The organism is Chitinophaga filiformis (genome assembly GCF_023100805.1).
Classification (GTDB): domain Bacteria; phylum Bacteroidota; class Bacteroidia; order Chitinophagales; family Chitinophagaceae; genus Chitinophaga; species Chitinophaga filiformis_B.
This window is the reverse complement of the sequence record NZ_CP095855.1, coordinates 7,083,847-7,099,382: the sequence shown is the minus strand read 5'-3', so window position 1 is coordinate 7,099,382 and position 15,536 is coordinate 7,083,847. Positions and strand designations below refer to the sequence as shown.

Annotated in this window: 13 protein-coding genes; 11 read left to right on the top strand and 2 right to left on the bottom strand. The window is 47.9% G+C overall.

Annotated elements, in window-relative coordinates; all coding sequences use genetic code 11:
- Positions 1–116 precede the first annotated feature (116 nt).
- Positions 117–917, bottom strand: coding sequence for an SDR family oxidoreductase (locus tag MYF79_RS27750; RefSeq protein WP_247811126.1), 801 nt, complete (start codon positions 915–917; stop codon positions 117–119).
- A 122-nt stretch (positions 918–1,039) separates the two neighbouring features.
- Between MYF79_RS27750 and MYF79_RS27745 the strand changes: the two genes are divergently transcribed.
- From MYF79_RS27745 to MYF79_RS27715, 7 genes are all read left to right on the top strand, one after another.
- Positions 1,040–2,278: a FecR domain-containing protein gene (locus MYF79_RS27745; RefSeq protein WP_247811125.1), complete on the top strand. Its 1,239-nt coding sequence runs from the start codon at positions 1,040–1,042 to the stop codon at positions 2,276–2,278.
- 705 nt (positions 2,279–2,983) lie between these two features.
- Positions 2,984–3,559 carry an RNA polymerase sigma factor gene (locus MYF79_RS27740; RefSeq protein ID WP_199652671.1) on the top strand — a complete coding sequence of 192 codons (576 nt, stop codon included), beginning with the start codon at positions 2,984–2,986 and terminating at the stop codon, positions 3,557–3,559.
- Positions 3,547–4,983 carry an outer membrane beta-barrel protein gene (locus MYF79_RS27735; protein WP_247811124.1) on the top strand — a complete coding sequence of 479 codons (1,437 nt, stop codon included), beginning with the start codon at positions 3,547–3,549 and terminating at the stop codon, positions 4,981–4,983. The genes MYF79_RS27740 and MYF79_RS27735 overlap by 13 nt, the downstream gene beginning before the upstream one ends.
- Before the next feature lie 25 nt (positions 4,984–5,008).
- The gene (locus MYF79_RS27730) at positions 5,009–5,431 is read left to right on the top strand and encodes an OB-fold putative lipoprotein (RefSeq protein ID WP_247811123.1); all 423 of its coding nucleotides are present in this window, start codon (positions 5,009–5,011) and stop codon (positions 5,429–5,431) included.
- An 11-nt stretch (positions 5,432–5,442) separates the two neighbouring features.
- Positions 5,443–5,847 carry a c-type cytochrome gene (locus MYF79_RS27725; RefSeq protein WP_247811122.1) on the top strand — a complete coding sequence of 135 codons (405 nt, stop codon included), beginning with the start codon at positions 5,443–5,445 and terminating at the stop codon, positions 5,845–5,847.
- 11 nt (positions 5,848–5,858) lie between these two features.
- Positions 5,859–6,398, top strand: coding sequence for a YceI family protein (locus MYF79_RS27720; protein WP_247811121.1), 540 nt, complete (start codon positions 5,859–5,861; stop codon positions 6,396–6,398).
- A gap of 8 nt (positions 6,399–6,406) precedes the next feature.
- Positions 6,407–7,297 (top strand): DUF5777 family beta-barrel protein, encoded by an 891-nt coding sequence (locus MYF79_RS27715; protein ID WP_247811120.1) that lies wholly within the window; start codon positions 6,407–6,409, stop codon positions 7,295–7,297.
- A 170-nt stretch (positions 7,298–7,467) separates the two neighbouring features.
- On the opposite strand, the gene MYF79_RS27710 is transcribed toward MYF79_RS27715, so the two are convergent.
- Entirely contained in the window at positions 7,468–7,899 is a 432-nt protein-coding gene (locus MYF79_RS27710; protein ID WP_199652665.1) for a DUF2147 domain-containing protein, read from the bottom strand.
- Positions 7,900–8,232: 333 nt separating this feature from the next.
- Between MYF79_RS27710 and MYF79_RS27705 the strand changes: the two genes are divergently transcribed.
- The 4 genes from MYF79_RS27705 (at position 8,233) to MYF79_RS27690 (ending at position 15,227) form a co-directional block, all read left to right on the top strand.
- Complete coding sequence (locus MYF79_RS27705; RefSeq protein ID WP_247811119.1) at positions 8,233–12,705, top strand: gliding motility-associated C-terminal domain-containing protein; 4,473 nt, start codon at positions 8,233–8,235, stop codon at positions 12,703–12,705.
- A 4-nt stretch (positions 12,706–12,709) separates the two neighbouring features.
- Positions 12,710–13,702 (top strand): type IX secretion system membrane protein PorP/SprF, encoded by a 993-nt coding sequence (locus MYF79_RS27700; RefSeq protein WP_247811118.1) that lies wholly within the window; start codon positions 12,710–12,712, stop codon positions 13,700–13,702.
- Positions 13,703–13,824: 122 nt separating this feature from the next.
- On the top strand, positions 13,825–14,742 hold the full coding sequence (locus MYF79_RS27695; RefSeq protein ID WP_247811117.1) for an NAD(P)/FAD-dependent oxidoreductase: 918 nt from the start codon (positions 13,825–13,827) through the stop codon (positions 14,740–14,742).
- Positions 14,743–14,777: 35 nt separating this feature from the next.
- On the top strand, positions 14,778–15,227 hold the full coding sequence (locus MYF79_RS27690; RefSeq protein ID WP_247811116.1) for a MarR family winged helix-turn-helix transcriptional regulator: 450 nt from the start codon (positions 14,778–14,780) through the stop codon (positions 15,225–15,227).
- Positions 15,228–15,536: the final 309 nt, after the last annotated feature.

Genomic DNA, 15,536 nt, shown 5'->3' with positions numbered 1-15,536 from the left:
GCGGCGATAGGTATCATTAGTATACGCAATCAGCAGCATCATTGCGGGTCATCCAATCTTCTTTTTCCTGCGATGCGGCGATAGGCGGGAGGTTTCAGTATACGCAATCAGCAGCATCATTGCTGGTCAGCCAATCCTCTTTTTCTTGCAATGCGGTAGTAGGCGGGAGGTATCAACATACGCAGCCAGTATAGCAGTCTTTCGCTTCTGGCAATGATCACATGCTTCTTCTTCTTGCTGATGGCCTTCAGTATCCTGTGAGCACATTCATTGACGGGAATACCGTGCAGCTGGCCTTTGTCCATCTTGTCGTAAGGGGTGCCGTTGCCGGTAAGTGCAGACAGGGACAGTCCTGTTTTGATCCTGCCAGGGCTTACAATGGTCACATAAAAGTTATCCAGCGTATGTTCCACCTGTAATGTTTCGAAATATCCCTTTAATGCATGTTTGGAGGCAACGTAGCCGCTGCGTAAAGGAAAGCCCATGAGGCCCGACATGCTACTTACTGCCACTACGTGCCCGTGCCCCTGCTTCCTGAAATGGGGCAGCAGGTGTTGTGTAAGGGTGAGCGGTCCAAAGAAGTTGAGCTCCATTAGCCGCCTGTAAACAGGCAGTTGTGTATCGATGGCGGCTGAGCGTTGTCCCACACCGGCCGAATGAATAACAATGTCAATATGTCCATAGGCGCTGATGGCATGTTCTGCTATCTGCGCCAGGCCTGGATGGTCAGTCATATCAGCCGGCAATACTGTACAGGTGGTATGTCCTTCCAGTTGCTCTGCCACTGCTGTCAGGGCAGCGCTATCGCGGGAGGAAATGATCAGGCGCGCCTTTTGTGCGGCAAATGCTTTTACCAGACCAAGCCCGATACCGGAGGAGGCGCCAATGATCCAGACAACTTTATGCTCGAAATTCATATTACGGATGATTTGGAGGTGCCGCAAAGCTACGCTTTTGCTTTAATCGCCGAAGCGCCGCTGGTTGAAGGTTTGATCAGGTTCTATATATTTCGTATATTCCTGTTTAGATCGTCGTAGTTATGGAGGAGATCAATTACCACGCGAAAGAACTGCTGCAAAGCATTGCTGATGGCAATGAAAATTCTTTTGCCCGCTTCTTCCGGGCGGCGGCTCCCCTTGTATATGCTGATCTTGCTGTTATCCTCAGAGGAGATCCCCGGTGTATCAACGCGGTATTGCAGGAGACGTTCATTATCATCTGGCTGCACAGGGACAAGCTGCCAATGGTAAAAGACCTGGATGCTTATCTGCGCTCCGTGGCCCTGCAGGAATGTTATAGTTATCTGCAGGATTCGTCGTCAGATGAGCTGCTTCCCGTACCATTCTACGATGACGATGTTCCCCCCGAAATACAACATTATAAGGCCTACCAGTCACTGATCCATGATACGATCATGTCACTGCCGGAACAACGGCGGCTCATCTATGAAATGCACCGCCTGAAAGGCATGTCGCCGGCCCAGATAGCCACTGCTATGAAGCTGTCTGCAGATGCTGTTACACACGCTATCAACGCCGTGCATCAGTCTGTAAGGCAATGCCTGAAAGATGTCGCGCATAGTAGTGTAAGTTCCCGTCACAACCAGTGGGTGGTAGAGAAAACAAAGCTGCTGGAGGTACAGGCCCCGATCGTTCCTCCTTTTGACGAGCATTGGCTGCCTATGGTATCGAAGGCTATGGCGATAGACCGTCCCATACCGGCAGACAGCACCCCGGTGATAAGACGGATCTATTCACACCGCCTCAATTACCTGTATGCCCTGGCTGCATTGCTGTTCCTGATAGTTGGCCCGGGTATTTACCTGATCGTGATGCGTTCCGAAAGATCGGCTTCTTTCCGGGCAATGTCATCCGCCGGCCAGCATAAGTCTAAAGATACATTGCCCGATGGTACGGAGGTATGGATGAATACGGGTAGCGCCGTCAGGTATCCGGCCACTTACAGTGTGGCGGGCAGGGTAGTGGAAGTGGAAGGAGAGGCCAGTTTCAGGGTAAGCAATAGCGTCAATCAGCCATTTCACATCCGTGCCTATGAAGTATATGCCGACGTAACAGGGACTTATTTTAATATACATGCCTATACCACACCTTCACATATGGCCATTACCGCCCTGGGAAGTACCGTCAGGGTACAGGCGGAAGGCAAAGACCTGACCCTGCTTCCCGGCCAGCAGGCAGATATTGCCCAGGATGGGACTATCAAAGTCACTCCTGCGGATACCGCCGCTATTGCCGGCTGGAAAGAGACCCTTCAATAATTTATTTGCAGGCCGGCCCGGGAACCAAACAACAATCGCTCCGGCGCTATTTCGCGTGTTTGCAGTCTGTTTTACACTTCTACGCCATAATAAAACCGGGAAACAAAACGTCCATCGGCTCCGTAGCTGCCATGTGTTTGTAACCTGGTTTACACCCTGCATCATAAATAAAACCGGGACACCCAACGTCCATCGCTCCACCGCCGACGTTATTCGCGTGTTTGTAATCTGGTTTACACCCTGTGTCATAATAAAACCGGGAAACAAAACGTCCGTCGGCTCCATAGCTGCCATGTGTTTGTAACCTGGTTTACACCCTGCATCATAATAAAACCGGGAAACAAAACGTCCATCGGCTCCGTAGGTGCCGTGTGTTTGTAGCGCGGGGTGCAACCCCGGGCAACCCCGGCAAACCCCGCGAAACCCCGCGAAACCCCGCGAAACCCCGCGAAACCCCGGGCAACCCCGGGCAAACCCCGGACAACCCCGGGCAAACCCCGGATCAAAACAGAACCGGAATAAATGTAATTTTACATTGATAATACCAGCGCCAGGAATAATTTTTTACCAAAAGTAATTGGTTTATAGTTGTTTATATAGCTGTGGGATTCTTATCTGGAAATTATTTTATACCTCAGGCAACCTTTCCTGCCGGGTTCCGTATTAAGAAGGTATACAGGACATGTGAGCCTCTATTGATAAGCATTGGAACAACTGACTACCATAATACAGGGGTGCATTAATAAACAGCCCAGATGCCAGAAGTTATTGTATGAGCAATACTATGGCTATGCTTTTAAGATCGTGTTCAGGTACATCTACCGGTATGAAAATGCCAAAGATGTTGTGAACGATGGCTTTGTGAAGGTATTTACCCGTTTTGACAAGTTCAGTTGCGAAGAATCAGAAGACCAGGAAAAGATGTTGATGGGATGGATCAGGAAGATTATGGTCAATACGGCAATTGATGAACTGAGACGGAAGAATATGATACCTGAGATCGGGGGCATACCGGAAGAGGTATGGGAAGTACCGGACGTAGGACAATCAGCCGAACAGAAATTATATTACAAAGAGTTGATCGTACTGGTCAAAGAACTGCCACCATCCTACCAGGTGGTATTCAATATGTATGTAATTGATGGATTTTCCCACCAGGAAATTGCTGATAAGCTCAATATCAGTATTGGTACCTCAAAGTCGAACCTGGCAAAAGCGAGGGCGTATTTACAAAAGAAATTAAACACAGATATACCTGAAATAGACGTATGCAGCTCCTAGACGACGATATGGACGAACTATTCCGCAATGCGGCCTCAGATTATCCCCTGAACACTGGCGGGGGAGATTGGGAAGCTGTACGGAACAGGTTGCAGCAGGCTGATAATAATCAGCAGGGGACGGCTACGGGCGGGCGTACCGGTCGCTGGTGGTTTAAACCCGGTCTCTTTACCATCATCACTGCACTTATTCTTGTGACAGCAGTGAAAGGCTTGTACGACGGAGAACGTCTTCTTGCAGGAGATGAGGGCAGGGCATGGCATCATCCTGACAGACAGCAGGTACCGGCTAATAACAATACCACCGGTATACAGACTTCCCGGACTGTGGTGAACGACAATGATGTGGTGAACGACACTAAAATTCAGGAAGATCAGCATGGCAAAGACGCTACAAACGGAAGCCGGTCCATCAAAGAGAACAGCGTTGTTACCGGTAGCGACGATCACCAGGATACGCATGAACATGTAGGCAGAAATGTGAAGCAGGAGGTTACAGTAAAACCTGACCAATATACGGCCGGCCGGACAACGACAAGGGACAGTGAACAATCATCCGTGAACAGGAAGACAGGGAATACCGCTGTACGCGCCAGCGTAACGCCGGATGTTCCCGCCAGCAGTTATCCTGCTGCCAGGCCGGGGATAACTGCTGTTAATAATACGCGGCTGAGCCTTGACGGTATCAGGGGGACGGCTAACAGGGATATGTATCCGGACATGCATATCCTGCATGCAAACAACAGGATCAGGATACCAGCCAACGCAGTCACAGGTAACGATGCAGCGGTACCGCTGAAGAAAGAGAGGCAGGAACCGGCTTTCGTGAAAAAGGGATTGTACTACGGATTGATCGCCAGCCCTGATATCACTACCGTAAAATTCCAGCGTACTTCCAATGTGGGATACAACGTAGGATTGATAGCCGGTTACAGGTTAAGTAAAAGGCTCGCGGTGGAAACGGGTGTGATATATGAACGCAAATACTACTATTCAGATGGTAAGTACTTCGACCCGAAGAAAACAACATGGCCAACAGACATGAATGTATTGGCAGTGGATGGATGGTGCAATATGTATGAAATACCGCTGAATGTACGCTATACTTTTGCAACAGGACCTAAAAGCAGTTGGTATGTGAATGGCGGGATGTCGTCGTACATCATGAAAAAACAGGGATATAATTATAGTTACGAATACTATGGAACCTACGGAGACCGGGATTGGGTGTATAAAAAAGCCACCAAAGACTGGTTTGCCAACGTGCACCTGGGCCTCGGTTATGAGCGACCGGTAGGTGTACTGGGAACCCTGCGGGTAGAACCCTATGCCATGATACCTGTAAAGGGCATTGGCGTTGGAAAGCTACCCGTAACCAGTGTGGGCATGAACGTGGGCCTGACACGGCCCTTGCGGCTTAAATAAGAACCGTACTTAATAAGATTATAACATGACGCGAAGAAAATTGATCATTCTCGCAGGGGCATTGCTTTGCCTCATAGCGGCGGGAACAGGATACTATTTGTACAACAAGCCAAGGACTACCGCTGCAGAATCGCGCACGGATAAACATATCAGTGCAGAGAAGCTGTATGAAGAATTTTCGAGCAATGAACAGCAGGCCAACACCAATTATGTGAATAAGGTGGTAGAAGTAAAAGGTACTGTTACCGATGTTCAGAAAACAGGAACATCTGTATCGGTATTGCTCGCAGGAGCAGGAAATGGTGCAGGGGGTGTGAATTGCAGCATCGTACCGGGAGGCGAACAACAGCTGCCTAAGGTGGGCGAGTCTGTGCTGATCAAAGGAATGTGTACCGGAATGCTGATGGATGTAAGTATTGTCGACGCAACTATTATAAACCACAAGTAACAACTCTGATTATGAAAAAATTACTGTTTCCTTTATTTGCAATTGCCATTGCATTCACAACAACTATCGTTTCGTGTTCGAAAGACAATGAACAGGATATTACCAACAATCCCAATCCTCCCGGTGGTGGTGGTGGCGACAACAGCTGCGATACCGCAAACATGAAGTATGCGGCCAATGTATTGCCTATCATAACTGCCAGCTGTTATAGCTGTCATGGTAATGGTAATGTAAGCGGTGGCGTATCACTGGGCAACTATGCCGGTGTAAAGGCGCAGGTTGACAATGGTAACCTCCTGCATGTGATCAACCACGATGCTGGTTATCCTGCTATGCCACAGGGTGGCTCTAAACTGTCTGATTGTAATATCAACAAGATCAGATCCTGGATCAATCATGGTGCACTGAACAATTAAACTGTTGTAAGATGAGAACCATATGCTTTATTGTACTGGTTTGTGTGTTTTACCTGCCCATGCAGGCGCAGACATATATGACCAGGAACGGGAATGTCAGCTTTTTTTCCAAAACACCACTGGAAGACATCAAAGCTGAGAACAGCCAGGCATTCGCCGCTGTAGATCTCACAAAGAAATCCGTCGCGTTTACATTGTTGCAGCGGAATTTCCTGTTTCCAAAACAGCTGATGCAGGAGCACTATAATGAGAACTACGTGGAAAGCGAAAAGTTTCCGAAGGCACAGTTCAGCGGTACTTTCACCGGCGATGTACCCGCTAAACCCGGTACATATAAAGTACAGGTAAGCGGACAGCTGACACTGCACGGCGTTACGCAGCAGGTCACTGTACCCGGAGAGCTGGAAGTACAGGAAGGAAAACTGACTGCCAAATCCAATTTTGCAGTAAAACCTTCCGACTTTAATATCAAGATCCCGTCTCTGGTAAAAGATAAGATTGCGTCACAAATTAATATACAAATCGTCGCGGTGTGTCTGCCGGCAAAATAGTTTTGAATATGCAAAAGATAGCCTGTTATATCATATTGTGTTTATTACTTGGAAATGTAGCTGCCATAGCGCAGGATACGAGTCTGCTGAATATGTTGAACAGTTCCGAGAATGCTGCCGACAAGCAGCATATCGTAACGGGGACGTTCAAAGCTACACAGCTGATCAATATGCCTACTGTAGAATCGCCCGGTAAACAAAACCTGCAGTTCCTCATTATGCACCGTTTCGGTAAGCTGAATGAAGGTGCTTATGAGCTGTTCGGACTGGACAATGCTTCTATCCGCTTTGGCCTGGATTATGGGTTAACTGACAGGTTATCCGTAGGCGTAGGCAGAAGTTCTGTTGACAAAGCATTCGACGGAAATATCAAGTATAAAATATTACGTCAATCCGCAGGTGCAGGCGCTGTACCTGTTTCCATCAGTCTTTACGAACTCGTGACTCACTATACACAGCGTTATACGGATAAAGCATTTCTGAATACGCGTTTCCGTACCAGTTATACTTCCCAGCTACTCATAGCCAGGAAGTTTTCACCAAGCCTGTCCCTGCAGGTGGCGCCATCGTGGACGCATTATAATCTCGTAGCTACACCACAGGATAATAATGACATCTTTGCCATCAGTGCTGGTGGCAGAATGAAGTTCACGAAGCGGATGAGTTTTACAGCTGAATATAATTATCTGTTGCCTGACCAGGTCGTGTCAACGAAAGCATATAATTCACTTTCCCTCGGAATAGACATCGAGACAGGAGGACACGTGTTTCAGCTGGTATTCACGAATTCCAATGGAATGGTTGGACCTTATTACCTGTCTAAAACAAATGGCAGCTGGGGTAAAGGAGATATCTTCTTCGGGTTCAATATCTCGAGGAATTTCAACTTCAGAAAGTAAGGAAGGAATTGATCACTGCTTTGCAGCAGTAAAAGCATAGCGTGTTCCAAGAGAACCATTTAGGACAGGTAGGATAACAAACCTATGCCAACAGGTTTGACCGGCAGGTTGAGGAAAGCGGTCGTTTATCATGACGCCGCCTTCCCCGCCTGCCTGGTTTTTTATAGCGTCTAAGCCTTAGTCCACGTTGTAGTTCGGCCCAGCAAGGTGATGCCGATGTATCCCTTGATCTGTAATATATTCCCCTTAAACTTCATCACGCAACTGTAGGTCTTGCCACTCTTTGGGTCATAGATCTTTCCACCTTCCCATTCTCCGTCATCGTAAGTGAAATTGGTTAGCAACACGAGGTCCTGCAGTTTACGACTTCTCAACTTCGGATCGGGATTCTTGATATCTGTCCGGGAGCTGCCATCCGGCTCATACATATTCTTGCCCCACACCAGCTTACCGAAATATTTGCTGCCGCTTTTATAGATCTCGATCTTACCATCTTTTTCTTCGTTCAGCCATGTACCAAGTATTTTGTCTCCCGCACTTTGTGCAAAAATACTACCGGTGGCAATGAGTAATGTAAACAGGAGAAGAGTGAGCTTTTTCATCGTTTAATGTTTAGAAGATTGTTTTAGGGATCCGGTCACCATGAGGTATGCCGCCTGGTCTTGATTGAACTGGTCAGGGGCTGTACCGGTTTTAATGAATAGCCTGCAATATTCAGGCCGTTCCTCTTACCTTTTAACGGTTTATTGCTATTATGAGTATATGCTATGTGGAAAAGTGCGTAACTGAATGATTTCGTGTGTGCTCTTTAGGTTGAAGATATAGTGATCCCCAATCATATTATATTTATATCATAATTATCTCTATATTAGAAACCAGGTTATGTATAGTTAGTGGATTGCCTTCTGAGGAATCCGTCTAGTTCCCAGTTACTTATGAATCGAATAGCCATTGGATTATTGAAAACTTTGTCGCCGGTATTTTTTTTTGTATCAACAGCAATAGCGCAAAAGGGATATATCTACGTACATGTCAGCGCACTAAATGAAGAATCATCTCCTGATTTTCAGTTCGCTATAAATGGAGGGCCAACGGCCGTTCCTGACTTTTACCTGAATGATCAGCCGCTTGTGTCTGACCGTACCTATGATATTGGCGCCAGTCATGGCATCACTGCCAACGGGCTGGGTGACGGGGAGTTGTGGGCTTCTATGGAAGCTTCGGGACAAATTTATCACAGAACGGCAGGCAGCAGTCAGTGGACAGCTACAGGCTTCGCCGGAAGCTCCCTGGATGGCGCCGGGCCGGGGCAATTTGTCGATGTCGATGCTAACGGCAATGCATATTTTTTTGATGGGAGTAGTCAGCAACTTATATATACTGCAACTGCACATGCTGGTCTGAAAGCAACAGATATCACCTATGGAGAGGGACGTATTGCAATTGTGACAGACGACGGCAGTATCTGGAAAAATGACGGCGTGTCAGCGCCTTATACGGATACATGGACCATACTGGCGCCTGCAGGCGCTGCCACCCGGCTGGACATGCTGCCTTCTTCAGGACAGATCGTTTATTACAACAGTGGCGGATCAGTCTTTACATTGCCGTTTGCGGGAGGAGCTGCTACCAACATTGGCAGTCCGGGTACAACGGATGTTGCGTTTGACGATGACGGAACGATCTATGCCAATGGTTATAAGTGGGGTGGAGGCACTACCTGGATACCCGATGCAAGCGCCAATATATTCTTCAATCATATTACTGCCGGTGTTGCGGGCCAGGCATGGTGTACCTCTGCAGCCGCCAATGCGGCGGGAACAATTTATGCACGTACGCCTGCACAAGGCATCTGGATAGATGATGAAAGACCTCGTCTTCCCTATAAAGGCAATGTGGTGATACTGCCTGTAGATGCAGGCCCTTATACATTGTCGGCAATCATACCTGCGGGCTGGGGCCTGGAAAGTATCCTGCTGTACGATCCTACTGCCAATTCAACTGCATCTGTCAGCACCGCGCAAACAAGCATCAATGTAGCAGCAGGAGAAATAGTACATGTGGTAGTACGTGAAGCGTTGCTGTCGCCAACAGCTATTTCACAGGCATGTGGCGTGATATCGGCAGAAGATTTTGGCACTGCGGCAACAGCACCTCTCGTAACCACATCGTATCACTATCAGAACAACAACGATCTCAGTGATGGTTATTATACCATCCATACAACAGACAATGCCGCGACGTTGACAGACCATACCACCGGTACAGGGAATATGATGCTTGTTAACGGCAGCGGACAAAAGGACGTTTTTTACAGGAAAAGGCTTACCAACCTGCTTCCCGGACAGCCTTACAAACTGCGTTTCTGGGTGGCGAATGCGAATCCGGCGGCGCCTGTCCGGCCGGAAATCCTTGCAGGAATAAGCGGTACAGATGGGGTGGTGATCTCTTCTTTCAGTACGGGGCCGGTTAGCAGTAGCGGATGGACGGCATATACATTTACATTTAATGCGCCTGGCAACACGGCTGACATCTTCCTGCAGAACAATGCCAATGGCAGTAACGGGAACGATCTCGCCCTGGATGACATTGCAGTCATTCCTATGGCAGGAGTGCTGCCATCCAGTACACTGACGCCTGCAACACCTGGCATCTGCGAGGGAACCAGCTGCCTTATTGCCAATAGTACGCCCGGAGGTGTATGGGCAACCAACAATGCTGCCACTGCAAGTGTAGACGCCACCGGCAGAATATCGGCAACCGGCGCAGGATATGCAGATATCACCTACACAGTTACAGATGCTACCGGATGCCAGGCCACGGCTATTACTACCATGACAGTATATGCAAGGCCAACAGTCACAGCAACAGCAGGCAGTACCAGTGTTTGTGCAGGAGATACAATCACATTGTCGGCAACAGCAGCAAATACACTGCCGCCTTACAGTTACCAGTGGTCATCCTCACCTGCTGCGGGTGGCGCTATTACAAGTAATATGTTGCAAAACACTACAGCTGCGCCATCTGCTGCCGGCAGCAGCTATACCTATATTGTCACCACTGTTGACGGACGCGGGTGTACCTCTTCAGCAGCTACAGCTTTGGTTAACGTTAATACGCCGCCTGTTGCCACCATCAGCTATCCCGCAGATCTCTGTGCAACAGGTATCGTTACAGTGAAACAAACCGGTATCAGCGGCGGTGCATACAGCGGTACTGCCGGATTGATCATTGATGCTGCCACTGGTACGATCGACCTGCAGAACAGTACGGCGGGCTTACATACTATCACTTATACGTTCAGCGATGGGCAATGTACTGCTGCCGTAAAAGCAGATATAAACATTCATGCATTGCCGCTTATATCCGCTATATCCGGCGCTAATGCCGTGTGCGAAGGACAAACGATCGCCTTAACGAATGCCACTGCCACGGGCTTGTGGAGCAGCGATAATACTGCTATTGCTACTGTGAGTGCTGCAGGCATAGTAACCGGCATAACACCTGGAACGACGTCTGTTGCTTATACTGTTACTGATAGTTATGGCTGTACAGGCAGCGCAGATACCAGCATTACTGTGAATGCGCTTCCCGCAGCTACTATTGCTTACGGACGTGCAGTGTACTGTTTCACAGGTACTGCCGATGTGATACAGACCGGTATCAGCGGCGGAATATTCAGCACTACTCCCGGACTTGTAATTGATGCGCAGACCGGAAAGCTTGATCTTGGCGCCAGCGTACCTGGCGTATACACAGTAAACTACAGTTTCACAAATGGCACGTGCGCCAATAGTGCCACAACAACCGTAACGGTGGAAGGAAAACCCTTCGTGGCGCCTGTTACCGGCAACAATATGATCTGTATCGGCAATAGCGGCGCAGTCCTGAGCAGTGCTACCGGTGGCGGCATATGGAGCAGCAGTGACAACAGTGTACTGACAATAGATGCGGGCGGACATGCAACAGGCATAGCGCCCGGTACGGCTGTTGTTACTTATGAGATAACTACAGCAAGCGGTTGCAGCAATACAACCGATTTTACAATGGTAGTACCGCCATTACCAACATTCAGCGCATCGGCCACGGCTGCAACCTGCAACAACAGCAGTGATGGCAGCATTACTATACAGGCTCCGGGCAACGGTTACCAGTATGCCTTGAACGGAAGCAGCTGGGCAACAGGAAACACTTTTTCCAATCTGAAGGGTGGCGATTACAGTGTGCAGGTGATGAACGATAAGGGTTGCGCCTCTGCGCCTGATACCATCACCGTACCTGCCCCTGCAGCTATCGGGCTGATCGTAACACCGAAAGATGTTACCTGCCACGGAGAAAGCACCGGTTCCCTTTCACTGACTGCTGTTGGCGGTACGCCGCCTTACCGCATCGCATGGAGCACAGGTGCTACCAACAATAAGATCATCAATCTGCCGGCGGGAGATTACAGTGTGACCCTGACCGATAAGAACGGCTGTTCTTCATCTCTGAAGGTGACACTGACAGAATTATTCCCTGTATTTGTTGTGAACGACCCTGTGAAACAGGAAGGTGGTTTGCTGACCATTTCAGGAAAGGCCATGCCACGTGCTGATATACTTGTTACCTATCCTGATGGAAGTATTACCACCACACATACTGATGGCAAAGGGAATTTCAGTACGCTTTCTCCGAATGTAGTTGGTACGGGTACGATCACCGTCACGGTAACAGACCCTTTCAGTAAAGGCAATTGTACCAGATCCATTTATTACAGCAACAGTACTGTGGCCGACCTGTCCATCATTAAAACCATTACAATTGCAGACGCACCCACAATAGGAGATGAAGCTACCTTCACTATTACGGTAAATAATAAGGGACTTGACCATGCTACACAGGTGATAGTAACAGATGATATTTCCAATATGCTGGAAGATGTGGTGAACATCACCACGACCAGGGGAAATACCATCTTCAATACCCGTACACGGCAGGTAGTATGGACTATCGATACGGTCTATGTGAACAAACCCGTGCAGTTGTCGTTCACTACCCGTATCACCCGGGGCGGATTGCTGGAAAATACAGCCATTGTATCGGGCCAGGAACAGGATCCTGATGAGGGCAACAATACTGCAACCATCAAGCCGGTGGAGATCTCTCCTGATCTTTTTATTCCCAATGTGGTAACGGCCAATGGCGATGGTAAGAATGATTATTTCATGGTAAGAGGCATAGAACAGTACCCGGGTTCTGTATTGGAAATATATAACCGTTGGGGCAACCAGGTGTATCAGTCCGGCAACTACAGCAACAACTGGAGTGGTGCGGGATTATCCGCAGGGATCTATTATTATGTACTGAAGATCAATATGTCCCGTACCGTAAAAGTATACAAGGGATACATAGAGCTGATCCAAAAATAACATTATGAAAAGGGCTTGTTTACTGTTCATTTCCCTCTTACTGACCTGCATTGTGCAGGCACAGCAGGATGTGCAGTTCAGTCAGTATGTGTTTAATGGTCTGAGTGTAAATCCTGCCTATGCAGGGTACAGAGAAGAGTTATACCTGCACAGTACTTATCGCCAGCAGTGGGCCGGTTTCCAGGGTGCGCCGCAAACGGGCACCGTTGCGATGGACGGCGTTACGGATGTCTATACGAAAAGAGTAGGCCTGGGAGGGCAGGTAACGTGGGACCGTCTTGGTCCGCAGGAGTCTATTGCATTATATGGTTCTTATGCCTACCGTATACCAATGGCTAACGACAGCCGCCTGAGCATTGGGCTGGGCCTGGGTATAACACAATATGCAGTAGATGGCAGCTCCCGTAAATATGTGGATGCAGATGATCCGGCCCTGACGCTTGGCAAACAAAGTACACTGGTGCCCGATGCCCGTTTTGGTATTTATTACAACACTTACAGGACCTTTATAGGTTTTTCCATTATGGACCTCTTCTCTGCTTATACCGGTGGTAAAATGTACTTTGGCAACGGCACTTTGTATTCTACCTTACGTAAATCCAGGCATATCTATCTCAGTGGCGGTACGGTGATATATCTTAACAATGATATTAAACTGAAGCCTTCAGTGATGATCAAGGAAGATCTGAAAGGGCCGACCAATATTGACCTTAATGTTTTTGTATTGCTGCAGGAGCGCCTGTGGCTGGGAGCCTCTTACCGGGCGGGTATGAACCTGTGGGGAAAAACAGCATTGACTTCATCAGTTGATCCCGGTACAGCTATCAGCGTTATGGCAGAAGTATTTGTATCAGACAATATGCGGCTGGGTTATTCCTATGATCTTTCCACGAATGGAATATCACGTTACCAGCGTGGTTCTCACGAATTATCCATCGGCATCTTATTTCCACACAACAAGCGTGTAGACAATACGCGTTGTGCGAGATATTTCTGATATTCCATGCAGGCAGATGTATACTAACGATGTGAACGGGATTGTGGATAACCCTTGATTTGTCCTATAGAATCCGTACTTAATCCTATTACAGCAAAATCCTTCATTCGTACTTTTATTGAATGAAGAATATACAGCAATTTGACGTCGCCATTATAGGCGGAGCATCTGCGGGACTTGCCGCCGCTTTGATACTTGGTCGTTCTATACGCCAAACAGTAGTATTCGACACAGGTGAACCACGCAACAAACCGGCAGCACATGCACACAATGTATTTACACGGGATGGCGTATCGCCCTTAGAGATCCTGGCTATCGGAAGGGAACAACTGAAAGCATACCCTACTGTTACCATTGCACAGGAAAGAGTGGTAATCGCCGCAAAGGTAGATGAAGGTTTCAGGCTGGAGACTGCAGGAGGGGGTACTTACATTGTCCGCAAGCTCATCCTCGCTACAGGTGTGAAGGATGTTTTGCCGGAGATAGCCGGTGTACAGGCATTATGGGGCAACAAAGTGATCCATTGTCCTTATTGCCATGGCTTCGAAGTAAGGAATACGCCTGTAGCACTGATCGGCAATGATGATATCGCCTTTCATCAGGTAGGCTTGATCTATAACCTGAATAAAGACCTGACCATATTCACCAACGGAAAGAGCGCTTTTTCCGGGGAGCAGCAGGCAAAGCTGCAGAAGCAGCATATCAGGGTAATAGAAACACCGGTGACAGCAATAGCAGATGAGGGCGATGGCATCAGGATCATATTGGCAGATGGAACGGACCATCGCAGGCAGGCCGCTTATGTCAGACCTGTCCGTATGCAGTTCCATAATGAGCTGGCTGTTCAGCTGGGATGTGAGCTGGAAGAAGCGGGTTCCATTAAAGTGGATGAGTTCCAGCAAACGACGGTACCGGGTGTTTTTGCTGCCGGAGATGTAGCGCACCCAATGATGCACCAGGTAATGGCTGCTGCTGCCGCGGGTACAAAGGCGGGTGCTATGTGCAATGGCCAGATGGCGGGAGAGGATTTTGAAAAATAGTTGTAGGTTTAACTAATTAATGATTATTTTAGTGTGTGAAATCACCTGAAGAAATTGTTCATATCAAGGCATTGGGAGAGGCTGTATCAGTCGTAAGAGACGCTATGCGGCATTTTGTACAGCGCCGGCTGCGGGAACAGAATATTGACCTGACCTTCGAAATGTTACAGGTTATCAACACATTACTGGAGCGTGGTGAGATCAATCAACAGGAAATAGCCAACTTACTGAATAAGGATAAAACAAGCATTACTTACCTGCTGGATAACCTGACCAAAAGAGGTTTGGTGGTGAGAGTAGAAGATCCCAATGACAGAAGGAACAAGATCATACACATGACGGAAGCAGGGCGGCGGGTGACCGACCTGCTGATCCCCATCATACACGAACTACATGCACAGGTCAGCAAAGGGCTGTCTGCAGATTATATTAAAAACGTAACCAGGTCATTGATGGTCATTAAAAGCAATCTCGAAGAGGAGTAGCTTTTTTTTGACCTAATAGTTGAATATTTAACTAATAATGATTGAAGGATTTTGTTACATACAGTGTAACAGTTGTAGGTTTTAAGTAGCACACCGGGGTATTCCTATCCCGGTGTTTTCATGTAGACAAAGTTGTGATATGTGTGAAAATGAAAAGGTTTTAGGAAAAAACCGCGATTTGTCCAATAAAATCCAGACTTCGTACAGCGACTATGCAGAAATGCTCACTTACTTTTGTAACAGAAAAATATTTGATTACAGATAATGTAACAGTTGTAGGTTTAAGCAGCACACCGGAATAATCCTATT